The sequence below is a fragment of the Actinomadura sp. NPDC048394 genome (assembly GCF_040651755.1).
GTDB classification, from domain to species: domain Bacteria; phylum Actinomycetota; class Actinomycetes; order Streptosporangiales; family Streptosporangiaceae; genus Spirillospora; species Spirillospora montaniterrae.
The window spans coordinates 1-26529 of sequence record NZ_JBEZJL010000038.1; the positions used below are offsets into that span (position 1 = coordinate 1).

Annotated in this window: 26 protein-coding genes; 4 read left to right on the plus strand and 22 right to left on the minus strand. The window is 74.1% G+C overall.

Annotated features, from left to right (window positions below):
- Nucleotides 1–108 precede the first annotated feature (108 nt).
- Genes AB0C78_RS26750 through AB0C78_RS26780 form a run of 7 tightly spaced genes read right to left on the minus strand, consistent with a single transcriptional unit; the run spans nucleotide 109 to nucleotide 7035 of the window.
- Entirely contained in the window at nucleotides 109–1200 is a 1092-nt protein-coding gene (locus AB0C78_RS26750; RefSeq protein WP_360752968.1) for an alcohol dehydrogenase catalytic domain-containing protein, read from the minus strand.
- A gap of 5 nt (nucleotides 1201–1205) precedes the next feature.
- Nucleotides 1206–1934, minus strand: a complete 729-nt coding sequence (locus AB0C78_RS26755; RefSeq protein WP_360752723.1) for a dienelactone hydrolase family protein — start codon at nucleotides 1932–1934, stop codon at nucleotides 1206–1208.
- Nucleotides 1931–2893: a TAXI family TRAP transporter solute-binding subunit gene (locus AB0C78_RS26760; RefSeq protein WP_360752725.1), complete on the minus strand. Its 963-nt coding sequence runs from the start codon at nucleotides 2891–2893 to the stop codon at nucleotides 1931–1933. The genes AB0C78_RS26755 and AB0C78_RS26760 overlap by 4 nt, the downstream gene beginning before the upstream one ends.
- Nucleotides 2890–4527 carry a bifunctional 3-(3-hydroxy-phenyl)propionate/3-hydroxycinnamic acid hydroxylase gene (locus tag AB0C78_RS26765; RefSeq protein WP_360752728.1) on the minus strand — a complete coding sequence of 546 codons (1638 nt, stop codon included), beginning with the start codon at nucleotides 4525–4527 and terminating at the stop codon, nucleotides 2890–2892. The genes AB0C78_RS26760 and AB0C78_RS26765 overlap by 4 nt, the downstream gene beginning before the upstream one ends.
- Nucleotides 4524–5213: a class II aldolase/adducin family protein gene (locus AB0C78_RS26770; RefSeq protein WP_360752731.1), complete on the minus strand. Its 690-nt coding sequence runs from the start codon at nucleotides 5211–5213 to the stop codon at nucleotides 4524–4526. Before AB0C78_RS26770 ends, AB0C78_RS26765 begins: the two co-directional genes overlap by 4 nt.
- Nucleotides 5210–6190 (minus strand): hypothetical protein, encoded by a 981-nt coding sequence (locus AB0C78_RS26775; protein WP_360752734.1) that lies wholly within the window; start codon nucleotides 6188–6190, stop codon nucleotides 5210–5212. The genes AB0C78_RS26770 and AB0C78_RS26775 overlap by 4 nt, the downstream gene beginning before the upstream one ends.
- A 29-nt stretch (nucleotides 6191–6219) precedes the next feature.
- Nucleotides 6220–7035, minus strand: coding sequence for a fumarylacetoacetate hydrolase family protein (locus AB0C78_RS26780; RefSeq protein ID WP_360752736.1), 816 nt, complete (start codon nucleotides 7033–7035; stop codon nucleotides 6220–6222).
- Between the two features lie 137 nt (nucleotides 7036–7172).
- Here AB0C78_RS26780 and AB0C78_RS26785 point away from each other — a divergent pair, with 137 nt between their 5' ends.
- Complete coding sequence (locus AB0C78_RS26785) at nucleotides 7173–7667, plus strand: VOC family protein (protein ID WP_360752739.1); 495 nt, start codon at nucleotides 7173–7175, stop codon at nucleotides 7665–7667.
- 61 nt (nucleotides 7668–7728) lie between these two features.
- On the opposite strand, the gene AB0C78_RS26790 is transcribed toward AB0C78_RS26785, so the two are convergent.
- The gene (locus AB0C78_RS26790; protein ID WP_360752741.1) at nucleotides 7729–8523 is read right to left on the minus strand and encodes an IclR family transcriptional regulator; all 795 of its coding nucleotides are present in this window, start codon (nucleotides 8521–8523) and stop codon (nucleotides 7729–7731) included.
- Between the two features lie 186 nt (nucleotides 8524–8709).
- A complete protein-coding gene (locus AB0C78_RS26795; protein ID WP_360752742.1) occupies nucleotides 8710–9999 on the minus strand; it encodes an alpha/beta fold hydrolase in 1290 nt (429 codons plus the stop codon).
- Nucleotides 10000–10133: 134 nt separating this feature from the next.
- Here AB0C78_RS26795 and AB0C78_RS26800 point away from each other — a divergent pair, with 134 nt between their 5' ends.
- Both AB0C78_RS26800 and AB0C78_RS26805 read left to right on the plus strand, forming a co-directional pair.
- Nucleotides 10134–11258 carry a histidine kinase gene (locus AB0C78_RS26800; RefSeq protein WP_360752744.1) on the plus strand — a complete coding sequence of 375 codons (1125 nt, stop codon included), beginning with the start codon at nucleotides 10134–10136 and terminating at the stop codon, nucleotides 11256–11258.
- Nucleotides 11255–11938: a response regulator transcription factor gene (locus tag AB0C78_RS26805; protein WP_360752747.1), complete on the plus strand. Its 684-nt coding sequence runs from the start codon at nucleotides 11255–11257 to the stop codon at nucleotides 11936–11938. The genes AB0C78_RS26800 and AB0C78_RS26805 overlap by 4 nt, the downstream gene beginning before the upstream one ends.
- A 4-nt stretch (nucleotides 11939–11942) precedes the next feature.
- Here AB0C78_RS26805 and AB0C78_RS26810 read toward each other — a convergent pair whose 3' ends face one another.
- The 4 genes from AB0C78_RS26810 to AB0C78_RS26825 all read right to left on the minus strand — a co-directional run bounded on the left by AB0C78_RS26810 (nucleotide 11943) and on the right by AB0C78_RS26825 (nucleotide 16115).
- Nucleotides 11943–12806 carry a DUF6338 family protein gene (locus AB0C78_RS26810; protein WP_360752750.1) on the minus strand — a complete coding sequence of 288 codons (864 nt, stop codon included), beginning with the start codon at nucleotides 12804–12806 and terminating at the stop codon, nucleotides 11943–11945.
- Between the two features lie 355 nt (nucleotides 12807–13161).
- A complete protein-coding gene (locus AB0C78_RS26815) occupies nucleotides 13162–13812 on the minus strand; it encodes a class I SAM-dependent methyltransferase (RefSeq protein ID WP_360752753.1) in 651 nt (216 codons plus the stop codon).
- 123 nt (nucleotides 13813–13935) lie between these two features.
- Complete coding sequence (locus tag AB0C78_RS26820) at nucleotides 13936–15030, minus strand: alpha/beta fold hydrolase (RefSeq protein ID WP_360752755.1); 1095 nt, start codon at nucleotides 15028–15030, stop codon at nucleotides 13936–13938.
- Nucleotides 15031–15095: 65 nt separating this feature from the next.
- On the minus strand, nucleotides 15096–16115 hold the full coding sequence (locus tag AB0C78_RS26825; RefSeq protein WP_360752758.1) for a helix-turn-helix domain-containing protein: 1020 nt from the start codon (nucleotides 16113–16115) through the stop codon (nucleotides 15096–15098).
- Nucleotides 16116–16167: 52 nt separating this feature from the next.
- On the opposite strand from AB0C78_RS26825, the gene AB0C78_RS26830 reads away from it, so the two are divergent.
- Nucleotides 16168–16563: a cupin domain-containing protein gene (locus AB0C78_RS26830; protein WP_360752760.1), complete on the plus strand. Its 396-nt coding sequence runs from the start codon at nucleotides 16168–16170 to the stop codon at nucleotides 16561–16563.
- Nucleotide 16564: 1 nt separating this feature from the next.
- Here AB0C78_RS26830 and AB0C78_RS26835 read toward each other — a convergent pair whose 3' ends face one another.
- Genes AB0C78_RS26835 through AB0C78_RS26875 form a run of 9 tightly spaced genes read right to left on the minus strand, consistent with a single transcriptional unit; the run spans nucleotide 16565 to nucleotide 26518 of the window.
- Nucleotides 16565–17866: a 2-hydroxyacyl-CoA dehydratase family protein gene (locus AB0C78_RS26835; protein WP_360752763.1), complete on the minus strand. Its 1302-nt coding sequence runs from the start codon at nucleotides 17864–17866 to the stop codon at nucleotides 16565–16567.
- A complete protein-coding gene (locus AB0C78_RS26840; RefSeq protein ID WP_360752765.1) occupies nucleotides 17866–19002 on the minus strand; it encodes a 2-hydroxyacyl-CoA dehydratase family protein in 1137 nt (378 codons plus the stop codon). Before AB0C78_RS26840 ends, AB0C78_RS26835 begins: the two co-directional genes overlap by 1 nt.
- On the minus strand, nucleotides 18999–20237 hold the full coding sequence (locus AB0C78_RS26845; RefSeq protein WP_360752768.1) for a CoA transferase: 1239 nt from the start codon (nucleotides 20235–20237) through the stop codon (nucleotides 18999–19001). The genes AB0C78_RS26840 and AB0C78_RS26845 overlap by 4 nt, the downstream gene beginning before the upstream one ends.
- Nucleotides 20234–21382, minus strand: a complete 1149-nt coding sequence (locus AB0C78_RS26850; protein WP_360752770.1) for a CapA family protein — start codon at nucleotides 21380–21382, stop codon at nucleotides 20234–20236. Before AB0C78_RS26850 ends, AB0C78_RS26845 begins: the two co-directional genes overlap by 4 nt.
- Complete coding sequence (locus tag AB0C78_RS26855) at nucleotides 21379–22257, minus strand: alpha/beta hydrolase (RefSeq protein WP_360752971.1); 879 nt, start codon at nucleotides 22255–22257, stop codon at nucleotides 21379–21381. Before AB0C78_RS26855 ends, AB0C78_RS26850 begins: the two co-directional genes overlap by 4 nt.
- Entirely contained in the window at nucleotides 22257–23168 is a 912-nt protein-coding gene (locus tag AB0C78_RS26860; RefSeq protein WP_360752773.1) for an alpha/beta fold hydrolase, read from the minus strand. Before AB0C78_RS26860 ends, AB0C78_RS26855 begins: the two co-directional genes overlap by 1 nt.
- Nucleotides 23165–23893 (minus strand): ABC transporter ATP-binding protein, encoded by a 729-nt coding sequence (locus AB0C78_RS26865; RefSeq protein WP_360752776.1) that lies wholly within the window; start codon nucleotides 23891–23893, stop codon nucleotides 23165–23167. Before AB0C78_RS26865 ends, AB0C78_RS26860 begins: the two co-directional genes overlap by 4 nt.
- Nucleotides 23890–25674 (minus strand): ATP-binding cassette domain-containing protein, encoded by a 1785-nt coding sequence (locus AB0C78_RS26870; RefSeq protein WP_360752779.1) that lies wholly within the window; start codon nucleotides 25672–25674, stop codon nucleotides 23890–23892. The genes AB0C78_RS26865 and AB0C78_RS26870 overlap by 4 nt, the downstream gene beginning before the upstream one ends.
- The gene (locus AB0C78_RS26875) at nucleotides 25667–26518 is read right to left on the minus strand and encodes a branched-chain amino acid ABC transporter permease (protein WP_360752781.1); all 852 of its coding nucleotides are present in this window, start codon (nucleotides 26516–26518) and stop codon (nucleotides 25667–25669) included. Before AB0C78_RS26875 ends, AB0C78_RS26870 begins: the two co-directional genes overlap by 8 nt.
- Nucleotides 26519–26529: the final 11 nt, after the last annotated feature.

Below are 26529 nucleotides of genomic sequence, written 5' to 3' on the forward strand. Positions count from 1 at the left end.
CCGACGAGCCGCTGGCAGTGCTCGGCGATCTGGTCGGGGCGCAGCCCGCGGCGGGGCGGCGGGGGGCGGGGCCGCGGCCCCCCCCCCCCGCGCCCTTTCCGCGTGGCGTCAGGGATTGACCACGGCCATCCAGATCGGTTCCGTGCGGCTCTGCATCGCCTCGACGGCGCGGGCGGCGTCGGCGAGCGGGTACCGGTGGGTGATCAGGTCCGCCGCGTCCAGCGCGCCGCCGCCGAGGAGGCCGAGGACCTGCTCGGCGTCGGTGCGGGTGCACGCGCGGGTGCCGACGATCCGCCAGCAGTTCCTCATCAGCTCGGCCATCGGAAGCGTCACCGGCGCCTGGTTGGCGCCCATGTGCACGAGCGTCCCGCCGGTCGCGAGCGCGGCCGTGGCCTGCAGCGTGACGGGGCCCTGCGGGACGTAGTCCAGGACGGCGTCGGCGCCCTCCGGCACCAGGTCCCGCAGCGCCTGGGTGAGGCCCTGCTTCTCGTCCCAGCCGGGCGGTAGCTCGTCCAGCGCGACGACGTCGGTAGCGACGCCACCGGAGAGGCGGCGGACCGCCTCCAGCCGCTCCGCGCTGCGCCCGACCAGAACGAGCCGAGCCACGCCGAAGTGCCGGGCCAGCGCGATCGTCGCGGTGCCCATCGTCCCGGTCGCGGCGGTGACGACGAGCGTCGCGCCCGGCGTGAGGCCGGCGAGCTTGAGGGCGCGGACGGCGTTGGCGAGGTCGTGCACCTTCGCGCCGACGTCGAAGCCGACCGCGTCCGGCAGCGGGTCGACCAGCCAGTGCGGGACGCGGACGTACTCGGCGAGCCCGCCGTCGTGGTATGCGTCGTACAGCGGCATCGGCACGTCGCTGAACGCGGCGTGCCCGATCATCGCCTGCTGCGCGCACATCATCTCGCGGTCGGTGCGGCAGTACCGGCACGAACGGCACGTCAGGTTGGGGTGGACGCGGACCCGGGTGCCGACCGCGACGCCGGTGACCTCCTCGCCGACGGCCGCGACCGTCCCGGCGGCCTCGTGCCCGAGGGTGGTCGGCAGATGCCGGAACGCGCCCATGGCGAGCAGCCGCATCATGCCGGGCGCGAGCCCGGCGGAGGCCACCTTGACCAGGACGTCCAGCGGTCCCGGTTCCGGGACGGGGATCTCGACGAGGTGCAGCGCGTCGGAGCCGCGGTCGGCGCGCGCGGCGAGCATCGTCTTCACCGGGCCTCCGCGGCGGTCGGGGGCAGGTGCCGGTCGAGGAACGCGTGCGTCCGCTCCCAGGCGGTCTCGGCCGGGCCGGACCGGTACATGTGCGGGCGCGCGTCGCACGCGAAGGCGTGCCCGGCGTCCTCGTAGACATACTGGTCGAAGTCGGCGCCCGCGTCCTGCAGCGCGGCGTCGATGGCCTTCACCTGGTCGGCGGGGATCGTCGGGTCCTCGGCGCCGACGTGCAGCAGCATCGGCGCGTCGATCGTCCCGGCCCGGTCCAGGACGGCGTGCGGGCCCGCCGCGATGCCGGGGCCGTAGAACACGACGGTCGCGGCGAGTCCCGGGATCGCGGTGGCCGCGGTGAACGCGGCCCGGCCGCCGAAGCAGAACCCGACGACCGCGGTCCGATCGGCCGGGACGCCCTCGACGCCGGAGAGGTGGCCGACGACGGCGCCGACGTCGGTGACGATCGCGTCCGGGCCGATCGCGCCGATCAGCGGCATCGCCTCGGCGTGCTGGTCGTAGCCGAGGGTGGCGACGCCGGTGCGGTGGAACAGGTCGGGGGCGAGGGCCAGGAAGCCGCGCGCCGCGAACCGGCGGGCGATGTCCTGGATGTGGTCGTTGACGCCGAACGCCTCCTGCAGGACGACCACGGCCCGGTCGGCGGGGGCGTCCGGCCGCGCGGCGTAGACCCGCATCGGCCCGTCGGCGGTCTCAACGGTGATCCATTCGGTCATGACTCTCCTTGCGGCAGGGCGTGGTAGTACTCGGCGGCGCCGGGGTGCAGCGGGACGGGCGTGCGGCCCATCGCCACCGGGTCGAGGGGATAGGTGACCGGGCTCTTCTCCGGCGGGATGTGCCGGTACTGCCGCTCGATGACCTCGCGGGTCTCGCCGAGCACCCACGCGATCGCGTACGCGACGTCGTCCGGCAGGTCGGAGCGGGTCAGCACCAGGAAGTCGGAGAAGTCGAGCGTGCGGAAGCGCGGGCAGCCGGGGAAGTGGCCCTCCTCGACGGTCGCCGCGGGCCAGGAGTAGTCGGCCCACAGGCCGTCCAGGACGTCCTGTTCGACCTCCAGGAAGTGGAGGTCGCCGCCGAACTCCTGCCAGTGCGGCAGCATGACGGCCTCGTGGACGACGGCGTCCGCGCGTCCCGCCAGCACGTGCGCGAACGTCTCCCAGGGGCGTTCGTCGGCCAGGATCGTCCCGCCCCAGCCGGTGACGTCGACGCCGGAGCGGGTGAGCACCTCGTGCGCGCCGACGCCGACGTGGTTCTCCCCGTCGTGGCCGGACGTCGCGAGCGTCAGCGCGGGCTTCGCCTCGCGCAGCTCGGCGAACGAGGTGATCCCGAGCGTCCGGCGGACGCCCACGACCAGACGGTCCCGCTGCGGGACGACGCCGAGCGCGCGCAGCTCGGGGAACGCCTCCCCGGCGTACAGGCCGCGGCCGTCCAGCGCGGCGGTGGCGAACGCGGCGGGCGTCGTCAGCGCGACGTCCACCTCGCCCCGCCCCACCGCGCGCACGGCGTCGGCGTAGCCGCGGCTGTTCCAGATCGCGACGCGGGTGTACGGGCCGCACCGGTCGGTGAGCTCCTGCGAGATCCAGCCGCAGACCCGGTGCAGGTTGGCAGCGCCCCAGTCGCCGCGCAGGTGCAGCGTCAGCGACCGGTCGATCTTCGGTTCGGGCGGACGGGTCATGACGTGCCTTCCATGTCGAGGTGGCCGGCCGTGTCGAAGTGGCCGGCCGTGTCGAAGTAGCCGGCCAGCGCGTCGCGCACCCGCGCGGCGCGGGCGGACGGGAACACGGCCGCGACGTAGCGGTCGGGCTTGACCAGCACGAACCGGCCGCGCGCACCGGCGAGCGCGGATTCGAGCCGTCCGTCGGCGTCGGCGACGGCCTGCCGGCCGTCGCGCGGGCGCGGCAGCCGGTCGCCGAGCACGACGTCGATCCGCCGCATCCGCCACGGGCCGAGCGCGGCGCCGACGCGCTCCCAGGCGGCGGGCGTGACGTCCACGCCGAGCAGCGCCGGGCCGTCGCCGAGGACGTCGTCGAGCCGCCGCGGGCGCAGCCCCGGCGGGACGAGCACGCGCGGCTGGGGGAGCTGCGTCCCGACCAGCCGCTCGTCGCCGTGCCCCGTGCGGACCACGACGCCCTCGGCGTGGACGGCGCGCGGCCGGAACCGCATCTCGGTCAGGTACCGGCGGCTCCACGGGACGAGCAGCAGGGCGCGCACGGCGGTGTCGCGCAGGCGCCCCCGCATCGGGTCCACGGTCATCACCACCCGCCCGAGCCGCTCGGAGAACGCGACGGTCGCCTCGGCGTGCGGGCGCCGCTCGGGCTCGTAGGTGTCGAGCAGCTGCTCGTCCGCGCGGCCGTGCCACACCTCCGCGACCTTCCACGCCAGGTTCGCGGCGTCGCGGACGCCGGAGTTGAGGCCCTGGCCGGCGAACGGCGGCATCATGTGCGCGGCGTCGCCGAGCAGGAAGCAGCGGCCGTCGCGCCACCGGTCGGCGACCACGGCGTTGAAGGTGTAGTTCGTCGCGCGCTCGACCTGCCCGGGGGTGATCGTCCGGTAGGGGGAGACGAGCCGCTCGATGGTCGCGAAGTCCGGCCGGGTGCCGCCCTCGCCCTCCCCGGGCCGGAGCCGGAACTCGTACCGGCAGCGGCCGTCCCGCCCCGGCACGATCACCGTCGGCCGGCCGGGGCGGCCGAGGTGCATGCCGTACCGCTCGTCGTGCGGATCGCCGGTGGTGTCGGCGACCAGCCAGACGTCCCGGTGGCTGGTCCCGGTCATCCCGATGCCCGCCAGCTCCCGGACCGTGCTGCGGCCGCCGTCGCAGCCGAGCACCCAGCTCGCCGCCGTCTCGGTGCGGGTGCCGCAGGACTCCTCCAGGACGGCGGTCGCGCCGCCGGGACCGTCCTCGATCCCGATCAGCCGGGTGCCGAACCGGACGTCGACGCCGTCGCGGTCCTTGAGGTTCTGCAGCAGGACGCGCTCCAGCTCCGGCTGCGCGAACTGGTTCTTGAACGGGTGGCCGAGGCGGTACGGTTCGGGCCCGCGCGCCTGGAACAGCGGACGGCCCTTCCGGTCGTGGTACCGGGTGCCCGTTCCGGGCACGACGATCTCCAGCACGGCCTCGTCCAGCCCGGCGGCCTGGAGCGTGCGCAGCGACTCGTCGTCCAGGCTGATCGCCTTGGCCTCGTCGCTGGTGGAGGCGTTCCGCTCGGCCAGGACGACCGGCACGCCGCGCGCCGCCAGCAGGTTCGCGGTGGTCAGCCCGACCGGGCCCGCGCCGACGATGAGCACGGGCGGTCGCGTGGACGCGGTCATGGGCGGCCGTCTTTGCGCGCGAGGTAGGCGAATCCCGCGTCGAGCTGGCTCTCCGCCCAGCACTCGTCGCGCTTCGCCGCCGCCTCCGCGCCGTCCGACCACACCTTGACCGGGCCCGCGGCCATCGCCGTCAGCTGCGTCCGGCAGGCCCCGTCGAGCAGGACGGCGTGCATCACGGCCGCCTGGACGCTCGTCCCGGCGGCGACCAGGCCGTGCTTGGGCATCAGCGCGGCGGGCGCGTCGCCCAGCGCCCCGGCCAGGGCGCGCCCGAGTTCCGGGGTGCTGACGAGCGCGCCGGTCAGGGTGAAGCGCGGCACGTCCGCGCCGCCGAACAGCGTCCCCTCATGGGAGATCGGCAGCAGCGGCGTGTCCAGCGCGGCGAACGCGACGGCCCCTCGCGCGTGCGAGTGGACCGTGCAGTGCAGCTCCGGCCGGAGCCGGAGGATCTCCAGGTGGATGTGGCATTCCTTGTGCGGCGCGCCGTCGCCCTCGACGACCTCGGCGTCCCACGAGACGAGCTGGATCCGGTCGCCGTCGATCTCCTCGAAGCCCCAGCCCGGCGTCTTGATCCAGATGCCGCGCCCGTCCGGGTCGCGGACCGCCGCGTGCCCCCACACCATGTCCGACTGCCCCGCCGCGGCCAGGGCCCGGTTCGCGGTGACCGCCAGCTCCCGCGCCGCCGTCATCGCAGCGCCTCGATCTCGGCCGCCGGCAGCCGCTCGGCCGTCCTCGTCGCCTCCGTGACCTGCGGGACCGCGCGCGCCGACGCGACCGTCAGATGCACGCTCTGCTCCCGGTGGATCGAGGTGAACGCGATCCCCACCGGCACCTTGACGAAGTCGCCCGGCTCGAGCGCGACCGTGCCGCGCTGCGTGACGAGGGTCCGGCGCCCGCTGATCTGGTACTGGATCTCCTCGGCGTTGCGGATCCGGCGGTACACGCGCCCGTCGGACGCCGCGGCGACCGTCCGCCCGATCAGGACGTGGGACGACCGGTAGAGCCAGGTCGTCCCCGGCGCGTCGTCCGGGCGCAGCACCTGGATCCGCTCGGTCTCGCCCTTGGCCTGCTCCAGCAGGGCCCGCTCGTCGGCCGGGGCCAGCACGACGTCGTGGCCGGGGCCGGCGAGGCACTCGGTGATCATCTCGTTGACGTCGCCCGGCTCCCAGCCGTCGAACGGCGGGATCGCCACCTCCGACGTCCGCTGCGCCGGCGCCGCCTCGACGACCGGGGCCGGGACGTAGAACAGGACGTGGATGTCCTCGCGCCCGTAGTTGTCGTGCGCCACGCCGACCGGGATGCGGGAGAAGTCGCCCGGCACCAGGTCGACGGTGCCGAACTCGGTCATCAGCGACCGCACGCCCGCGACCTGGAACGACATCTCGTCCACGTCGCAGTTGCGGTGGTAGAACGGCTGCCGGCCGTTCATCGTCTGCCACTCCAGGCGCATGAAGTCGCTCTCGTAGACGCCGCGCGGCGGCGCGAACGCCCGCTGGACGTACTCGGCGTCGAAATGGACGACCTCGATCGGCGGATGGTCGCGCCCCATGCGGGGCGCGCCGGGCCGCGCGTGCGGATCGCCCAGCAGCTGCTCCTCGCGCCGCTCGAACACGCGCGGCGGCGCGTCGAACGGGAACGTCTCGAAGCTCTCCTTGACGGTGCCCATGGCTTTCCCTTCTCAGGCCTCGGCGAGTCTCAGGCCTCGGCGAGGACGGTGTTGCGCAGCGTGCCGATGCCGCCGATCGTCACCTCGACGACGTCGCCGCCGGCGAGGAACACCTGCGGATCGCGGCGGTACCCGACGCCGCCGGGCGTCCCGGTGAGGATGACGTCCCCCGGCTCCAGCCGCGTGAACTGCGACGTCACCTCGATCAGGCGCGGCACGTCGAAGATCAGCCGCTCGGTGTTAGAGGACTGCATCTCCTGCCCGTTCAGCCGCAGCGAGATGTCGAGCGTGCCGGGGTCCAGCTCGTCGGCGGTGACCAGGACGGGGCCGAGGGGCGTGGAGGCGTCCCATGCCTTGCCCTGCATCCACTGATGCGTCTTGTACTGGAAGTCCCGCATGGTGACGTCGTTGGCGATCGTGTACCCGAGGACGTGCTCGAAGGCCCGGTCGCGCGGGATGCGGCGCCCGCCCTTGCCGATGACCACGGCGAGCTCCGCCTCGTAGTCGACCTGGGACGACTCGGGCGGCAGCGTGATCGGCGCGCCGTGCCCGATCAGGCTGGACGCGAACTTGGGGAACAGCACCGGGTAGTCCGGCAGGTCGCGGCCGGTCTCCTCGACGTGCGCGCGGTAGTTGAGGCCGACGCAGAAGACCTTCTCCGGCCGGACGACCGGGAGCAGCGTCAGCCCGTCGAGCTCCACGCCCGTCTCCGCCGCGGGCGCATGCTCCAGATCGCGCGTCGCGCGGTCGATCCGGTCGACGCCGAGCAGCCGGTGGACCCGGGTCCCGTCGAGCCGGCCGATCGCGCCGGCCCCGTCCTCGTCCTGGTAGGCGACGAACCGCATCCCACATCCTGTCCTGTTTATCAAAGCAGTGATCCTGCTTTTCGATACAAGCTAGAGCTAGATCGATCGAGGGTCAATGAGCTAGCGTGCTCAACATTCAGGAAAAGGATCCTGTAAAACAGGACAAGGAGCCGTCCATGGCCATCGCCGAACTAGGACACACCGGACTCTGGGTCGACGACCTCCCGCTGATGCGCGACTTCTACGAGCGCGTCCTCGGCCTGACCGTCACCGACCACGACGACGACATCGGCATCGTCTTCCTCAGCGCCCGGCCCGGCGTCGAGCACCACGAGTTCGTGCTCCAGACCGGCCGCACCGCCCCGCCCGGCGCCAAGCAGCAGCACCAGATCTCCTGGCGCGTCGAGACCCTCGACGACATCCGCGCGTTCCACCGCAGGTTCGCCGAGGAGGGCGTCGAGGTACAGCAGGAGGTCACCCACGGCAACGCGTTCGGGATCTACTTCTTCGACCCGGAGGGCAACCGCAACGAGGTCTACCTGCGCGTCGACCGGGACGTCCCCCAGCCGTTCCGCAAGACCATCGACTTCGGCCTGCCCCCCGAGGAGATCTACGCCGAGGCCGAACGCCTCCTCGACGACGGCGGCCCCGCCTACCGCCCCGTCCAGTAGACGCGCCGGCGGCGCGGCACCGCACAGTGCCGCGCCGCTCCGCCGTGCCTGGGAGCTGCGCCTAGGAGTCGAGGATCGCCAGCCGCTCGCTGATCCGCGCGGCGGCCTCCTCCACCGCCCGGGTCACCTGCGGCACCCGCGCGTCCGGAACCCGGTACGACAGCGCGGCCACGCTCACCGCGGCGACGACGGCCCCGCCGGAATCGCGGATCGGGGCCGCCACGCCCAGCACGTCGGCGTCGAGCTCGCCGCGCGACACGGCCGTCCCCGCCTCGCGGATGCGCTCCAGCCGCTCCCGCAGCGCGGCCGCGTCCGTCAGCGTCGCGTCGGTGAACCGCGGCAGCCCGCTCCGCTCGACGACCTCGTCGATCTCCTTGTCGGGCGCCCACGCCAGCAGCACCAGCGCGGACGCCCCCGCGTTGACGGGCAGCACGTGCCCGCGCTCGTACGACAGCCGGACGGGGTGGTCGGCCTCCTCCCGTTCGAGGCAGACCACCGTCGCGCCCGTCCGGCGCGTCAGCAGCACGGCCTCGCCGACCTGCTCGGCGAGGTCCCGCATCACCGGGCGCGCGACCTCCGACAGCCCGATCCCCTTGCGCGCCAGCCGCGCCAGCTCGAACACCCGGGGCCCGAGCCGGTACCCCGCCGGCCGCTGCTCCTCGATGAACCCCGAGGACGCCAGGCTCTGCAGGTACCGGTACGCGGTCGACCGCGCGACGCCGAGGTGGTCGGCGACCTCCTGGCCGCCGACCACGAGCCGCGAGTCGTCGAACAGCAGCAAGATGTCCAGCGCGCGGTCGGCGGTGGAGTTCCGCTCCCGGTACCCGCTGACCTTTTCCGATCGCTGTCCTGCCATGCAGGAGAACATACATGAATGACAGGCGCCCACGGCCGACAACGCTCTGGCCCGGGCCGCCCGGCCCCCGATCGGACGAAGCCCGGGGTCAGTCCTCGTCCGGATGGCGTCGCCTCGAACACGGCGGCCATGGCGCGCTCCTCGCCCTCGACGCTCGGCTCCCCGGCGGGCGGCCCCGCGCCGTCGTCAGGGGTGTCGGCCGAGCGTGCTCGGGTTGGTGCGGGGGAGGGGGCGGCCGGTCAGGAAGGCGGTGACGGACGTGCGGTAGAGCTCCGGTTGTTCGGCTTCGATGACGTGCCCGGCGCCGGGGATCTGCAGGAGCACCGCTCCGGGAATGGTGTCGCGGTATTCGCGGGCGATCTCGGGGCGCTTGTAGTCGCACTGGCCGCGCAGCACCAGCGCGGGGACGCGGACGGTGCGCAGCGCGGGCCGGGGGTCGGGCACCTTGAGGGCGTCGTCGGAGATCAGCTGGTTGGAGTAGAAGCCCGCGCGCGAGGACGCCTCGTGGAGGGCGCGTTCGGGGTGGCAGGTCGCGGCCGATCCGACCGTGGAGAGCAGCTCGTCGAAGAGCGGGTCGATCTCCTTGTCGGGGACGAGCGCGTGCGCGGCGCGGGGGTCGACGTCCATGAGCACCGACCAGGCGATCAGGCGGGGGCCGGCTTCGAGATCGTCCATCCGCTTGCGCTGCCGGGGCGTGAGGCGGTCCCAGATATCGCCTTCTCCGGACTTCTTCCATTCGGGTGCCCACAGGGCGCCGGGGGAGGTGAAGACGGCCTTGGCGACGTTGCCCGGGTGCTCGGCCATGTACGACGCGGCCAACGTCGCCCCCCACGAGCTGCCGACGAGGATGAGCTTCGGCGCTCGGATCCGCGCGCGGATCGCCTCCAGGTCGGCGACCTGGCGGGCGACGGTGTAGCCGGTGGGGTCGGAGAGCCGCTCGGAGCGTCCGGAGCCGAGCTGGTCGTAGGTGTAGACGTCGAAGCCGCGCGCGGCGAGGTCGCGGTCGAGGTCGTCCGGCCCGGCGCCGGGGGTTCCGGGGCCGCCGTGCAGGCGCACCACCGGAGCGGTGTCCCGGTGCCCCCGTCCTGGCGTCAGCGTGTAGGCGATGCGCGAGCCGGTGGACAGCGTCCAGTAGCGGGTCGCCTGGGGAGGCAGCGGCACCGGGCGGACGCCGAGAGGCCGGAAGACGGTGAGGGCGGAGGTGAGCGCGACCGCGCCGACCAGCAGTCCGGTGACCAGCAGGGTGGCCGCCCGCGGGCGGCGGAAGGCCAGGCGTGCGCCGAGCCCGGCCGGCACGGCGCAGCCGAGCGCCGTGGCGCCGAGCGCGGCGGCCATCGCCACCGGGATGGACGCGGCGGCGGAGACGGCGAGCAGGAACGCGACGATCGCGACCGGAGCGGCGAGCAGGACGGCGACGGCGGTGAGCGTCCAGCCGGCGATGCGGCGGCGCAAGGAGAACGCGGATGTTGTCGGCATGGCGGCGACAGTAGGAACGGCGCCGCGCCCGGGGCGTCCCCCGGACGGAACGCTGTTCGTACCCCGCGGGGGGTACGCACGCCCCTTCTCTCGGACGATTCCCCGGATACACGGCATTCCCTACGCTCGTGCTCGTGGACTTCGATGCGGGACGGCCGGACCGGCCGGCCGACCGCCGGTGGCGCTGGATCGCCCTCGACGTGCTGGTCGCCTACGTGTCCGCGGTCATCCCCGTCGGGCCGTCCGACGTCACCGCGTCGCTGTGGCACGGTCCGGTGGTGATGCGCGTCGCCGCGGTCGTCTGGTTCGCGGCGATCGCGGGACGCCGGTTCGCGCCCGCCACCGCCCTTGCGGCGTCGGCGTGCGCCACGGTGGCGGTGGCGGCGGCGGGCGAGCCGCTCACCAACCTGTCGGCGGCGTCCGCGCTGAGCCTGACGATGGTCGCGCAGACCCGCCCGCGCCCCCGGGCCCTGCCGCTCGTCGCCGTCCCGGTGGCCGCGGCGCTGGTCGCGCTGGCGGGCGAGAGCGTCCAGGCACTGGTGCTGGGCGCGATCCTGCACGCCGGCGCCTGGCTGGCGGGCGACGCCGCCCGGTCGCGCTTCGAGGCGGCGCGGGCGCTGCGCGAGCACGAGGCCGAGCGGGCCCGGGCCGACCGGCGGCAGGCGCTGTCGGACGAGCGGGCCCGGCTGGCCCGCGAGCTGCACGACGCCGTCGGGCACGCGGTCACCGTCATGGTCACCCACGCGGGCGCCGCCCGTCTCGTGCTCGGCGGCGGGCACGCCGAGGTCCGCACGTCGCTGGAGCAGATCGAGGACGTGGGCCGTTCCGCGATGCACGACCTCGACCGGATCCTCGGCCTGCTGGAGACCGACCCGGCCGCCCCCGACCTCGACGCCTCGGTGCGCCGCCTCGTCGCCACGCTGCCCGCGCACCTGCGGGCCGAGACCGCGGTCGCCGCCGACCTGGGCGAGGTCAGCGGCCCGGCGGCGCAGGCCGTCCACCGCGTCGTCCAGGAGTCGCTGACCAACGTCGTCCGGCACGCGTCCGCCACCTCGGTGCGCGTCCGGCTGCTGCGGGACCGGGAGGACATCGTGGTCGAGGTGACCGACGACGGGAGCGCACCGGCGCCGCCGCGTCCCGGCCGCGGGCTGACCGGGATGCGCGACCGCGTCCAGCGGCTCGGCGGCACCTGCCGGGCGGGCCCGGACGCGTCCGGCGGCTGGCGGGTGGACGCCCGGATCCCGGCGGGCGCCCCGTGATCCGCGTCCTGCTCGCCGACGACGAGCAGCTCATGCGCGGCGGCCTGCGGATGATGCTGGGCACCCAGCCGGACATGACCGTCGCCGGCGAGGCGTCCGACGGCGCCGAGGCCGTCCGGCTCGCCGCGAGCCTGCGGCCCGACGTCGTCCTGATGGACGTCCGCATGCCCATCAAGGACGGCGTCGCGGCGACCGCCGAGATCACCGCCTCGGGCCTGCCCACCCGGGTACTCGTCCTGACCACCTTCGAGCTGGACGAGTACGTCTTCGCCGCCGTGCGCGCCGGGGCCAGCGGGTTCCTGCTCAAGCGCAGCCCGCCGGAGACCCTCATCGACGGGGTCCGGACGGTCGCCGCCGGGGAAGGGCTGCTGGGCCCCTCGGTGACCCGGCGGCTGCTGGGCGAGTTCGCGCGGGTGTCGCCCCCGCCGCCCGGCGACGAGGTCCGGCGGCGCCTCGACCGCCTCACCGCGCGCGAGCACGAGGTGCTGCTCCACCTGGCCCGCGGGCTGTCCAACGCCGAGATCGCTCTACGGGTCCATGCCGCCGAGGCCACCGTCAAGACCCACGTCAAGCGCATCCTCGCGAAGCTCGACCTGCGTGACCGGATCCAGGCCGTCGTCTTCGCCTACGACCACGGGCTCGTCCGCCCGGGCGGCGACACGCGGACCGACCCCGGGTGACGTGCTAGGCCAGGCCGGCGGCCAGCACGCCGACGAGACCGATGAGGACGATCTCCAAGCCGAGCAGCCTCGCGAGATAGCGGGGCGTGAAGCGGTACCGGTAGCAGTGCTCGGCGAGGGCCTTCATCTGCTCCACCGGGTTGAGGCGCGGAGCGCCGTGCCGGGACGGCGTCCCGCGGAACCCGGCTTGGCCGTGCGCCGGTGACTCGGTGACGGGACGCACCAGCACCCGGGTCACCGCCCGTACGGGCACCACCATCTGGTCCCAGTGCAGGGCGTCCAGCGGTAACGACTTGTCCTGTCCGTGGAGTTGGAAAATGGGGCCGTACAAGGTGACGAAGCGGGCTTGATGGGCGCGTCCTCGGGCCTCCTCGCCCAGAAGCCCACGGTAGGTCTCGCCGTTGTCGAGGGTGATCTCCAGTTCGACGTCCCGCTCGGCGTAGTAGGCGCACCGGTCGAACGCGGACGGCGCGCCGGACGCGGGGCCGGGAGGCGGGGCCGCGCCGTCCTCCAGCCGCGCCAGGGTCGCGGCCGCCAGGCAGGAGATCGTCAGCGACAGCACGATGAAGCAGGCCACCGTCCACAGGACGAGGGCGGGGGAGTGCAGGGTCTCCGCCGCATCGCCGAGGACGACCTGGCGCAGGCTCAGCATCGACACCGGCGTGAGCATGCCGAGGACCCCGAGCAGCGCCAGCGTCGAGGCGGTGACGAGCGTCCCGGCGATCACCACCCGGCCCGGCTGCGGGAGGGCCGCCGGCCGGCGGACGCCCAGGCGGGCACGGAGGCGGTCGCGCATCAGGTCGTAGTGCAGCCCGGGGAACACCCCGAGGACCAGGACCGCGGCGTCGGCGACCAGGGACCCGCTCATGCGCGCCGTGCCGCGCGTCCGGTCCGCGCACCGCCGCCACGCGCTCCGGTCCGGACCTGCCATCCGCGGCTGTCGATCATCGCCACCCCAGCGCGTATCAGGGCTGTGAACTGCCGTTCCGGGTTCCCGCGCGTCAGATCATTGCATTTGGTCCATGGAAATTCAACAGCAGAACAATTGACAGCAAGTCCAATCCGCCCCGATCACCAGACCGTTCCCGGGCGGATATGCCAACCGAACTCCCTAATGGCGACAAGGTCGGCCGGGCGAGGCGGCGGCGCCGCGGGCAGGTCGCGGCGCGCGGCGTCCGCCCCGACCGCCCAACGGACCGGCGGCGGGCGGCGGCCCAGGACCCTTAGCGGACGGCGGTGCCGGCTATTTGGGTTCGGACCGGGACGAAGGTGGAATGGAACCGGAATTCGGTGATGTCGACCGAGGCGAAGCCGGCCGCGTGGATGGCGGCCGCGGTGTCCCGGTCGGTGCGGCAGCCTTCGAAGGCCCACCGCCAGGGCCGGCGGACCAGCCGTTGGGCGTGCCGGACGGTGCCGTGCGGCGCGGCGACGTGCTCGATGAACGCGAACCGGCCGCCGGGCCGCAGGATCCGGTGGATCTCGTGGAGCACCTGCGCCGGATCGTGGACGGTGCAGAGCACCCAGGTGCACACGACGGCGTCCACGCTGGCGTCCTCCAGGTCGATCGCCTCGCCGGGCACCGGGTGGACGGTCAGGTCGACGCCGCGGGCGGCGGCGGTGCGCTCCAGCCGCCGATGGAAGTACGGGTTGGGTTCGATCGCGTGCACGGTCGTCCCCGGCGCCAGGTAGCGCAGGTTCGGGCCGTTGCCCGCGCCGATCTCGGCGACGACGCCGCCGGTCCCGGCGAAGATCCTGCGCTTGTGGCCGGCGAGCCGGTGCTCGATGTAACCGGCCATGAGCGCGAAGAATCCCGAGTTCAGGCGACCGCGCACGGGGTTCGGGCTCAGTGCCGGCAACGTGCTGGCTTCGGGCATGTGGCGCTCCTCGACATCGATTCCGCCAATGGGAAGGCCGTACTGGCGGTGGGTGTTCTCGATGTTCCGATGGCGCAGGGCGTGCTGTCAGGCGGGGAATTACGCCAGGCTCTACCTGAGTCGCTACCTGTTCCGGGCCCACCAGGCGGCGATCTGGGCGCGGGACCGGACGTCGAGCCGTTGGCGGATCCGTTCGACGTGCCCTTCGGCGGAGCGTTCCTTGATGCCGAGGCGGCGGGCGATCTGGCGGTTGCTGAGCCCGTCCGCGACCAGGGCCGCGACCTGGAGTTGCCGCGGCGTGAGCACGTCGTCCACGGACCGCCGCTCCGGCGGGCCGGGGGTCTCGCCCAAGTGGTTCAGGACGGCCCGGACGACCGGGGCCGAGTCCCCGGCCCAGGGGAAATGGCTGCGGCCGGGGAGCGTCACCAGTTGAGCGTCGGGGATCCGTGCGGCCAGATCGCGTCCGAGCCGGTACGGGATCGCCCGGTCACCGCGCCGGTGCAGCACCGCGGTCGGCGTGACGACCTTGTGGAGTTGGTCCGTCACGCACGCCTCGTAGCACTGTTCCAGCAGCTCGCAGGCGAACTCCGCGGTGGCCGTGCCGCGCTGTAGCCGGGCGAAATGCGCCTTGGTGTCGGCGGGGGCATCGGCCATGAAGATGTCGGCCAGGACGTCCGAGCCCAGCCCCCAGTGCGCGCGCACCATCCCGAGCACGGCCTCCCGGACCTGCGGGGAGGCGACCCGGCTCCCGTCGGCGTAGCCGCCGTAGACGATCAGGCGTCCGACGCGCTCCGGATGCCGGACGGCGAAGGCCAGCGACGTCACGGCGGCCGTCGAGACGCCCAGCAGGTCGAAGCGTTCCCGGCCCAGATGGTCGGCGACCGTCCGCAGCACCTGCACGCTGGTGTCCAGCGTCTGGCCGGGCCACGGATCGGACAGTCCGCAGCCGGGCTTGTCGTACAGCACGACCGTCCGGCGCGCCGCCAGGGGGAGCAGGAACGCGCGGACGGCCGGATCCTGCCACGACAGCTCCAGATGGCTGATCCAGGCGGGCGGGACGATCAGCGGCGGCCCGTCGCCGACCGTGCCGTACGCGATCCGCGCCCCGCCCTCGGCGGCGCAGAAGCGGATCTCCAAGCGCGGTTCGTGCCCGCCGTCCACCACCAGCCCCCACGCCGTCCTCGGAACAGGCCAGGGCGAGCCCCAAGCCAACGTCATCAACGTCGCACATCGCCATGCTCGGCCGCCAACGCCACTCCTGGGACCAGGACGGCCGGACGCGGTCACCCGCGCGCGGACGGCTCAGGACGGTCTTTCAAAGCCGGCCCGAAACGGTGCCTGTACTGGGACGGGGTCAGGCCCGTCTCGCGGCGCATGAGGGTGCGCAGGTTGGCGGCGGTGCCGAGGCCGCTGCGGCGGGCGACCACGTCCACGCGCGACTCGCCGCGCTCGATCAGCCGGCAGGCCAGGGCGACCCGCTCGGCGGTGAGCCAGGCCAGCGGGGTCGTGCCGAGCTGCGCGCGGAAGCGCCGGTGGAGCGTCGCGGGGCTGACCGCCGCGCGGGCGGCGAGACCGGCGACGGTCAGCGGCGCGTCCAGCCGCTCCTGGGCCCAGGCCAGGACGGGCGCGAGGGACTCGTCGGGGATGTCGGGGACGGGGCGCTCGACGAACTGCCGCTGCCCGCCGTCGCGGTGCGCCGCGAACACCAGCCGCCGGCTGACCGCGTTGGCGATCTCCGCGCCGTGGTCCCGGCGGACGATGTGGAGCCCGAGGTCGAGCGCGGCGGCGCTCCCGGCGGCGGTGAGGACGTCGCCGTCGTCGACGAACAGCACGTCCTCCTCGAGCCGGACGGCGGGGAAGCGCTCCCGGAACGCGTCCGCCCACTGCCAGTGCGCGGTGGCCCGCCGCCCGTCGAGCACGCCCGCCTCGGCGAGCGTGAACGCGCCGCTGCAGAAGCCGACCAGCCGCGCGCCGCGCTCGTGAGCGCGGCGGACGGCGCCGAGCACGGCCGGGCGGCGCGGTACCTCGACGTCGGGCCGGTTCGGGACGATCACGGTGTCGGCGGCGTCCACCGCCTCCAGTCCCGCGACGCCGGTGAGGGTGAAGAAGCCGTCCCGCATGAGGGTGCGCGGCTCGGCGGCGCAGAGGCGGAAGTCGTACAGGTCGCGGCCGATCTCGGGCCTGCGCAGCCCGAAGACCTCGGTCGCGCAGCCGAGCTCGAAGGGGTTGGAGTTCTCGTCGACGATCACCACGACGCGGTGCGGGCCGCCGCCGGAACCCGCCTGAGAGGATTCTTGCGTCATATGCGATTCCTAGCACTCGAACCCGCGGTCCTCAACCGGCGAGGATCGGCTCATGAGCAACGAACCCATCACCCTCGCCGAGGCCCTGACCACCTTCGACGCGCTGTGGAGCCCCCGCGTCGTGACGCGCGTCAACGACTACGACGTGCGCATCGCCAAGGTCGAGGGCGAGCACGTCTGGCACGTCCACGACGACACCGACGAGTTCTTCCTGGTGCTGAGCGGGGAGCTCCACATCGCCCTGCGCGAGCCGGACGGGGAGCGCACGGTCCGGCTCGGCCAGGGCGCGGTCTTCACCGTCCCGCGCGGTACCGAGCACAAGCCGTCCTCGGCCGCGGGCGCGTCAATCCTGATGTTCGAGCCCACCGGGACGCCGTCGGTCGGCGACCGCCATGACGCGGTCCCCGCGCACGTCGACGCGACGACGGGCCACCCTCTAGGCCAATGATCTAGGTCACTGCACGGCCCTCGACGCCCGGGACGGGTCGCGGCTTCGGCGCTGCGGCGGCGACGCGGGTCGTGAGCCAGGCGTCGATCTCCTCGCGCACGGCGGCCAGGTCGTAGGTGCGCTGGTCGACGTTGTCGGCGCGCAGCTCGAACACCGGGATGCCGGCGCGTTCGAGGGTCTCGGTGATGAACCAGCCACTGCGGGCGTCCTCGCCGACCAGGTGCACGACACCGTCGACCTGGTGCAGGCGCGCCTCCTTCAGGTACCACTCGGTCGACCACGGCGGCCGGTAGAGCTGGTCGGAGAAGGCGGCGAAGCGGGCGGCGAGGGCGCGCATCGGGTCGTCGCCGTAGCGGATGTAGCCGTCGGCGGCGATCGCCAGGTACATCGACCAGACGAAGACGGCGCCGTGGCGTTCCTCGAAGTGGCGGTAGAAGTCCATGTCGTACCAGAGGCCGCGGCCGATCCACATCAGCCGGAGACGCTCGTCCGGGCAGGCGGCCTCGCCGGCGGCGACGCGGGCGGCGACCTCGTCGTGGAAGCGCCTGGCGGCGTCGCGGGCCCAGACGGTGCCGCGGTGCCACTGCGGGATCATGACGCTGGAGATGCTGTCGTCGACGCGCAGCGGGACGGGACGCGTGCGGGCGATGAGGTCGCGGGTGCGGCGGTTCCATTCCTCCTGCTCGTTGACCAGCGCCATCACCTCGCGGAACCGCGACTCGCGGAAGACCCGGCCGGTCGTGGTCTCCAGGAAGCGCACGAGCCCTTCCAGCTCGGCGGTCATCAGGTCCAGGCGGGCGGTGCCGACGGCGGACTCCCACTGCTCGGGCATCAGGTCCCACCAGTTGACCGGGACGGTGTCGGCGGCGGCGCTCTCCAGCGGGTAGTAGGCGATGCCGTCCTGCTCGTCCCAGATGTCGAACAGCTTGCGGGACGCGTCGCCGGTGGTCTCGCCGAGGACGATCGTGGGGCGGGGCAGCCCGCCCCACGGCGGATCGGCGACCTCGGTGAACGCCGACGCCAGGGAGGTGGCGCTGTACTGCTCGGAGTAGTCGGGGTAGCCGTGCTCGCGGAGGGTCCGCAGGTACTCGCCCGTCCGCTGCTTGGCCGCGACGACGGACGCCCACCACTGGTTCACCACGTACGGGATGCCCATCGCCCGGAAGATCTCCTGCGGGGCGTCGGCGTTGACCAGGGCGAGGGGTTCGCCGCCGGCGACGGCCGCGCGGAGTCCGGCGAACCATTCCCGCTGGTAGCGGGTGGCCTCCTCGGAGGAGGTCAGGAGCTTGTTCCGCCGGGCCATCAGCCGGCCTCTCCCTTCGGACGGGCGGCGCCGAGGGCGTCCGCGATGAGGGGCAGGGCGTCGTCGCCCAGCTCGCCGTAGCGGCGGTGTTCGAGGATCACCGCGGGCACCCCGGCCGCCTCGCGCTGCGCCGGGAAGTCCCAGGCGGGCGCCTCGTCCATCGCGCGGACGTAGGAGACGAGCAGGTCGGGGCGCGAGCGTTCGGCGGTGGCGGCGGTCTGGCGGGCGCGGGCGTGGATCGACGACCGCGCGGAGGTCGGCCCCCGGTACTGGTAGCGCTCGGCGAGCGCGTCGAGGGTCGGCTCGCCGACGAGGGGGTCGGCGAGCGCGTCGCCCCAGTCGTGGTCGTCGGCGACGATCACGTGGCCGGCGTCCTCGATCGCCCGGTACACCGCGGGCCCGTCGTGGGCGCTGCCGGTGAGGTAGATCCGCCGCCCGTCGTGGCGGGGGAGGCCGGCCTCGGCGCACAGCAGCCGGTCGAGGAGGCCCGCGTGCTCCCCGGCGGGGAGCGCGGCGCCGGCGCCGATCGCGATCAGCGCCTCCTCGCCGCGCAGCGCGGGGCGTTCGGCGGTGCGCAGCCGCCGCAGGGCGCGCATCATCCGCCGGACCTCGTCGTGCTGCCGGACGGCCTCGGCCAGGTCGCTCTCCCCGATGCGCCGCCCCGACCAGCGTTCCAGCAGCTCCTTGGTCTCGGCGATCCGGACGCGGTTGTAGCGGGTGGTGGTGCGGTGCGGCAGGTGCAGGAGGTCGACGAGGTGCGTGCGCGGCAGGGCGGGTTCGACGCCGAGCCGCTGCAGTTCGCGGACGGTGTAGAACAGGCGCAGCGAGCCGGCGCAGTCGTTGGAGACCAGCAGCAGGTCGAGATCCGGCTCGCCGCGCAGCAGCCCGGCGAGGATGGAGCGGGACGACGGGTCGAGGCCGGTCCCGAGGTAGCGGTCGGCGAGGGCGCGGTCGCGGCCGGGGTCTCCCGCCAGCCGCACCGGCAGCGCGCCGGCGGCGGTGACGAGCTCGACCGGGACGTCGGCGCCCACGCAGCCGACGACCGGCGCCCCGGTCTCGCGCCACCGCCGGATCGCGGCGGCGCGGTCGTCGTAGGCGTCGCGCAGTTCCTTGAGCGCGGCGGGCACGGCGCTCACAGGACGCCCTCGTCGGCGAGCGCGGCCAGCCGCCCGGCGGAGTAGCCGAGCAGGCCGCCGAGCACTTCCTCGGTGTGCTGGCCGAGGTGGGGCGCCGGACGGTCGAGGCCGGCGCCGGAGACGGAGAACGTGATCGGGACGCCGGGGCCGAGCAGGCCGGTCGGGCCGTGGTCGGGGTGGACGAGCTCGACGACCTCGCGGCGGGCGAGGACGGACGCGTCCCGGACGGCCTCGGCGGGCTCGCGCACCTCCGCGGCCGGGACGCCGTGGCCGGCGAGCCGCTTGATCACCTCCGCTCGGGGCAGCCCCGACGTCCAGGACCGGATCGTCTCGTGCAGCTCCGCGGCGTTGCGGACGCGCTCGTCACGGGTGGCGAAGCGGTCGTCCTCGGCCAGGTCGGCACGTTCCATCGCGGCGAAGACGCCGCGGGCGAACGCGTCGGTCGGGCCGCACAGGGCGATCCAGCCGTCGGCGGCGGGGAACAGGCCGAACGGCGCGAGCCGGGGCACCATCGCGCCGGTGCGGGCCGGCAGCCCCATCGTCTCGAAGGCGTCGAACGGCTCGCACGACAGCAGCGAGGTCAGCGCGCCGAGCATCGACACGTCGACGTGCTGGCCCTCGCCGGTGCGGTCGGCGTGCATGACGGCGGCGAGGGTGCCGATGACCGCGTAGAGCGGGGCGAGCAGGTCTCCGACGGGCAGGCCGAACCGCACCGGCGGGTCGCCCGGTTCCCCGGCCGTCATCATCACGCCGCTGAGGGCCTGGATGATGGTGTCCATCGCCTTGCCCGTCCCGGATCCGCCGCCCTGCGCGCCGAACCCGCTGATCGAGGTGTAGACGATCCGGGGGTTGGCGTCCCGGGCGGCGGAGTAGCCGACGCCGAGCCGGTCGGCGGTGCCGGCGGCGTAGTTCTCGACCACCACGTCGGCGTGCCGGACCAGGTCGGCGAAGACCTCGCGGCCCTGCGGCTTCTTGAGGTCGAGCGTGATGCTCTTCTTGTTGCGGCCGCGGGCCAGCATCGACACCGACATGTCCGCGGCCTCGCGGCGGGCGGCGGCCGCGCCGTCCGCGCGGGCGTAGGGGGAGTTGCCGCGCGAGCTGTCCCCGCCCACCGCCGGGTTCTCGATCTTGATGACGGTCGCGCCGAGGCCGGCGAGCAGTAGCGTGGCGTAGGGGCCGGCGAGCGCGGTCGTCAGGTCCAGGACGGTCCTGCCGTCCAGCGGTCGTGCGGTCATCGTGCGCCCCCGTTCACGCCGGTCAGTTCGATCTCGGTCTCGCCGCGCCAGCGCGTCGCGGTGTCGAGCCCGGCGCGGCGTCCGATGCCGTCGATGTAGCCGGCGACGTCCTCGCCGCCCTCGTGGCGCCGGCGCGGCACGGGACGTCCGCGGTCGTCGATCCAGCAGGGCACGTACCCCGCGCCGGTGATGCCGGACGCGTCGAAGCGCAGGGTGGCGATGGCGGTGTTCCGGCTCTCCGGATGGAACGGGTAGAACGGCATGGCCGGGTCGGGCGCGAACCCGTACAGCTCGACGCGGCGGCGGGCCCAGGCCTCGATCTCGGCGCTGTCGCCGCCGGTCGGGGTGAGGGCGCGCGTGACGGTGACGAAGTTGCCGAGCCCGTGGTAGATCGGGCGGCCGCGGTACACCTCGATGCCGCGCATGATGTGCGCGTGGTGCCCGACGACCGCGTCCGCGCCCGCGTCGATCGCGGCGTGCGCGACGGGGCGCTCGTACATGGCGATCGCCGCCGGGGTGTGGCCGACGCCCTTGTGGAAGGCGACGAGGACGGCGTCGGCCTCGGCGCGGGCGGCCCGCACGTCGGCGGCGAGCCGGTCGAGGTCGTCGGGTTCGGCGAAGGTGTAGATGCGCGGCGGCCCGCCGGGGCTCGCGTGGTCCAGCTCGTAGTGGGTCAGGACGTGCACGTACGCGCATCCGGCCTTGGCGGACGTGGCCCACGACTCGCGCGGGCCGACGCAGTTGTAGCTGAGCACGGCCAGCCGCAGCCCGCCGCGTTCGACGACGGCCGGGCGCCGGGCCGCCTCCAGGTTCGCGCCCGCTCCGGTCGTGGCCAGCCCGTTGGCCTCCAGATGCTTGATCGTGTCGGCGATGCCGCTGGCGCCGGCGTCGTAGATGTGGTTGCCGGCGAGCGTCGCGACACCGAACCCCGCGCCGGGCAGTGCCGCCAGGGCGGCGGGGTCGGCGGGCGGGGCGGGGACGTCGGTGCTGGTCCGCTCGGTGGAGTCGGTGTGCGGGACCTCGACGTGGGCGACCGCGACGTCCGCGCCCAGCAGCGTCTCGCGCGCCGGGTCGAAGAACGAGGCGGGTTCGGGCTCGTCGAGGATGACGTCGCCGACGGCCATCACGGTGATCTCCGCGATCATGCGCCCGCCCCGGTCGAGGCTCCGGTCGAGGCCCCGGTCGCGGCCAGGGGCTCGGCGACGCCGTTCAGCTCGTCCACGAACACGCGCACCTCCCGGACGAGCCGCTCCGGGCTCTCGGTGCCGATGAAATGGCCCTCGTCCTCGAACAGGACGGCCTTGGCGCCCGGCACCGAGCGCGCGGCGCGCAGTGCCGACTCGGGCGAGATGACCCCGTCGCGCATCGCCGCGAGGATCAGGACGGGGACCCGGATGCCGCGCAGCACCTCGGCCAGTTCGTCGTCGGTCCGCGCGTCCGGGAACGGCTTGCCCTGGTTGATGAGGGTCTCCCGCTCCGGCTGGGCGAGGTACTGCTCGACGCGCCGGGCGATCTGCTCCTCCCGTGCTGCGCGGCGCGCCGGGTCGTCGGTGTGGCCGTACATGATCCGGAACTGCTCGGCGATGACCTCGGGGGAGCGGCGGTTCTCGATCATCCGGCGGCGGCCGGCGGACGACGCGGTGCCGCCCGCCCGGTCGTGCGGGGTGCCGACCACCGAGATCAGCGCCTTGAGCCGCTCGGGCCGCCGGGCGGCGATGTGCCAGCCGATCCCGCCGCCGTGGGAGATCCCGGTGTAGATGAACCGGTCGGCGCCGAGGCGGTCGGCGAACGCGCAGACGTCGTCGGCCCACTGGTCCAGCCAGCCTTGCGCGGGCGGCTCGTCGGGGTGGCTGGAGCGGCCGTAGCCGCGGGCCTGGATCGTGTACACGTGGTAGCCGGTGGGCGGCGCGGCCAGGCAGGCCGGATAGGCGTTCGGGTCGAACGCCATCGCGGACGACAGGACGATCTCGTCTCCGTCGCCGTACTCGTCGTAGTGCAGCGTGGCGTCGGCCATCTCCATCAAAGGCAAGGGGAGCCCTCCTTGTCGCCGCGCCGGTGGTCCGGCGTCGGCTGCGGTTCGATGCGGGCGAGGAACAGCCGGATCTGCTCGATCAGCGGCTCGGGCTCCTCGTCCAGAAGCGTGGTGTGGCCGTGGTCCTGGAACAGGACGAGGCGGGCGCCGGGGACGGCGGCGGCCGCGCGCAGGTTGTCCTCGGGCCGGCAGAGCCGATCCTGGATTCCCCCCGCGACCAGGACGGGGATGCCGATGGTCGCCAGCGTGTCGGCGACCTCGGCGTCGGTGCGAAGGTGGGGCAGGGCGATGCCGGCTTGCGGCAGAGCGGCCGGATCGAGCGCGTCGAGGCTCCTCAGGTAGGACTCGCGGGCCTCGGCGCGTCGCCGCAGCCGCACCGGGTCGGATGTGGGCGGCCGCATCGACGCGAGGGCCTCCTCGGCCAGCCGCCGGTCGCGGACGGCGGCCTTCCGCTGTTCCCAGCCGGACGCCGCCGTCGTCCCGCCGTCGCGGCCGTGCGGAGCGCCGACGACCGAGATCAGCGCCCGCAGCCCCGGCGGGCGATCGAGCGCCAGGTGCCAGCCGACGACCGCGCCGTGCGACGCTCCGGCATAGACGTAGTCCGTCTCGCCGAGAGCGCTGGCCACGCGTGCGACGTCCAAGGCCCATCGCGGGTACCAACGGTCGCCCAGGTCCTCGTGCGGCGGCAACGTGCCGCCGGTCCCGCGCAACTCCAGGGACAGCACGTTCCATCCCGGTGTCTCGGCCAGCATCCGCAGCCACGGCGGGCGGGACGGCCCGCCCGGGCCCTGATGCGCCGCGATGACCGTCCGCGCCCCGTCGCCGAGGCGCGCCCAGCGCAGGTCCGCGCCGTCCACCGGTACCGTGCCCTCGTCCACCGGCGTCGAGCGGCGGGTCACGGCGCCAGCTCCTTCATCAGCCGGTCCCGGACGCCCTCGGCCGTGCTGCCGACCGTCGACACGATCCGCCCGAGCTTGAGGACGGCCACGCGGTCGGCGACCCGCAGGCTGAGGTCGACGTTCTGCTCCGCCATGAGCAGGGACGTCCCCCGCCGCTCCCGCTCGGCCCGCAGGACGGCGCCGACCGTGTCGACGACGCTGGGCTGCAGGCCGTCGCTGATCTCGTCGATGATCAGCAGCCGGGGTTCGCGGAGCAGCGCCAGGGCGAGCACGAGCATCTTCTGCTCCCCGCCGGACAGCGTGCCGGCGGTCTGCCAGAGGCGCTTCTCCAGCACCGGGAAGTAGGCGAGCACCTCCTCGCGGCGTTCCGCCTTGTGGCCGCGCCGCGCGTGCATCGTCGCCGCCTGGAGGTTCTCCGCGACGGTCAGGTCGGCGAACAGGTTGCCTTCCTGGGCGGCGTAGCCGACGCCGAGGCGCACGATCCGGTGCGGTGCGCGGCCGGTGACGTCCGTGCCCCCGACGCGGACCGCGCCGGCCGTCCGCCCGGCATGGCCCATGATCGCCTTGAGCAGCGTCGTCTTGCCCATCCCGTTGCGCCCGACGACCGCGAGCGCCTCGCCCGGGGCGACGTCGAACGACACGCCCTGGATGACGGTCGCGGCGCCGTACCCGGCGTCGAGGTCCCGCACGTGCAGGTCGAGGGTGCCGGTGGTGTCCGCGCTCATCGGACCGCCGTCCCGAGGTAGGCGCTGCGGACGACCTCCGAGCCGCGGACGGTCTCGGGCAGGCCGTCCTCGATGACGCGGCCGCCGTGCAGCACGACGACGCGGTCGGAGACGCGGATGACGAAGTCGAGGTCGTGCTCGATGAGCACCACCGCGATCCCGATGTCGCGCAGATGCTCCAGCACCCGGCCGATGTCGTGGCGCTCGTGGGCGGTCAGGCCGGCGGTGGGCTCGTCCAGGATGATCACGCGGGGCCGTGCCGCGACGGCCATCGCCACCTCCAGGCCCTGCCGCAGGCCGTGCGAGAGGTCGGACGACAGCGTCCCGGCCCGCCCGTCCAGCCCGGCGATCCGCACGATGTCGACCACGGCCGGGGCCACCTCGACGGTCGTGCTGCGCCGCCACAGTGAGGGCGGTGCGCCGCGCCGGTCGGCGAGCAGCAGCGCCTCGGCGACGGTGAGGCTCGCGAAGACCGACGGGATCTGGAACTTGCGCCCGACGCCCGCGCGGGCGATCTCGTGCGCCGCCGGGCGGTCGCCGAGCCGGTGGCCCGGCAGCAGGTACTCGACCTCGCCCCGGGACCGCAGCCGCCGGTTGGTGATGACGCTGGTCAGCGTGGACTTGCCGGCGCCGTTGGGGCCGACGACGCACAGCAGCTCCCCGGCGACGACGTCGAGCGTGACGCCGTCCAGCACGCGCAGGGACCCGTAGCCGAACACCAGGTCGCGGATGCGGATCACGGGCCGTCCGCCGCCGGACTCCCCGGCGGGCCGGGCCGGCGCGGCGGCGATGGCCCGGCCGCGCGGCGGGTACCGGCGCGCGAGCAGCCGCCCGGCGAGCCGGACGAGCGGGCCGATGAGCCCGCCGGGGACGAACACCACGACGGCGATCAGCAGCGCGCCCTCGATGATCGTCCACTGGGCGGGGAAGTGCTCGTTCAGCTTCGCGCCGGCCAGGCTCATCACGATCGCGCCGACCATCGGGCCGACGATGGTGGCGCGGCCGCCGACGGCGACCCACACCAGCATCGAGGTGGCGAGCGTGAAGCTGAACTGGCCGTCGTTGGCGACGCCGGTCATCATCGCGAACACCGCCCCGGCGAGCGCGGTGACGGCGGCGCCCGCGGTGAACACGCCGATCTTGACGTTGACGTCGTTGTAGCCGAGGTAGCGGGCCCGCGGCGCGTTGTCGCGGACGGCCCGCATCAGCAGCCCGAAGTCGCTGCGCACCACCACCAGCGCCACCGCGACGGTCACCGCCAGCAGCGCGGCGGTGATGTAGTACCAGCCGAGCGGCGTGACGTTCTGCAGGTTGAAGCCGAACAGCCCGTTCTCGCCGCCGCCGAGCGCCGGCGTCTGGTCGTAGACGGTGACGGCGGCCGTGGCCAGCGCGAGCGTCACCACGACGATGTAGAAGTCGTTCGAGCGGCGCGACGACAGGCACAGCCGCGCGACGATCGCGGCCAGAGCCGTCGCGGCGACCACCCCCACGACCGTGCCGAGGGCGTAGCGTCCGAACGAGCCGTGCACCTCGGTGACCAGCCCGACGTCGGACAGCACCGTGGTGGCGTGGCCGACCGACAGGGCGCCGATGCCGAACCAGAGGGCGTGCCCGAGGTCGGGGACCCCGGCGTACCCCCACACGAAGTCCAGGCTCACCGCGACGATCGCGTACAGGAACGCCTGGGCGAGAAGCTGCTGGTAGTAGGTGCCGGTGAGGTACGGCGCCACCAGCACGACCACCGCGGCCGCGGCCGTCGCGACGACGACGGGCCTAGACATGGGCCCTCCTGAACCGCCGCAGGTCGATGCCGTCCGGCAGGACGCCGAGCACGACGACGGCCACCGCGATCACGGCGACGGTCGCGTACGCGGGCTTGGACCAGTAGGCGAACCCGACCTGCACGACCGCCAGGGCGACGCCGGAGATGACCAGGCCGTGCAGCGTCCGCCCGGACATCATCACCGCGAGGAACGCGGGGATGAGCAGGCTGCCGGCGAAGTTCGGGTCGATCCCGGAGATCGGGCCGAGCAGGACGCCGACGAACCCGGCGAGCGCGCAGCCGAGCACGAACGTCGCCTGCCGGACCAGCAGCGTGTTGATGCCGCTGTCCTCGGCGAGGTCCGGATCGGCCATGCACATCCGCACCCGGAGCCCGACGCGGGTGAAGCGGGTCAGCGCCCACATCGCCACCACCAGCAGGATCGCGGCCGCGACCAGCAGCACCCGGTACTTCTGCCAGGTCGTGCCGAACAGGTGGAACGAGCCGTGCAGCGGTGTCGCCATGACGCGGCTGTCGGGCCCGTACCGCAGCGTGATGAGCTGGGTCAGGATCAGCGACAGGCCCCACGTCGCGAGCATCGTCTCCAGCATCCGCTCCCGGACGCGGCGCAGCAGCAGCGTCTCGGCCGCCGCGCCGATCAGCCCGGCGAGCACGGCGGCGGCGAGCGCCCCCGTCCAGAAGCCGAGCCGCGGCCCGACCTCCAGCCCGGTGTAGACGCCGACGGCCATGAAGCCGGTCTGCGCGAGGTTCACGATGTGCATCAGGCCCAGCACGATCGCCAGCCCCATCACGACCAGCAGCGTGGTCGCGCTCGTGTTGACCATGCTGATGAGAACGGTCATGTCGCTCCCCG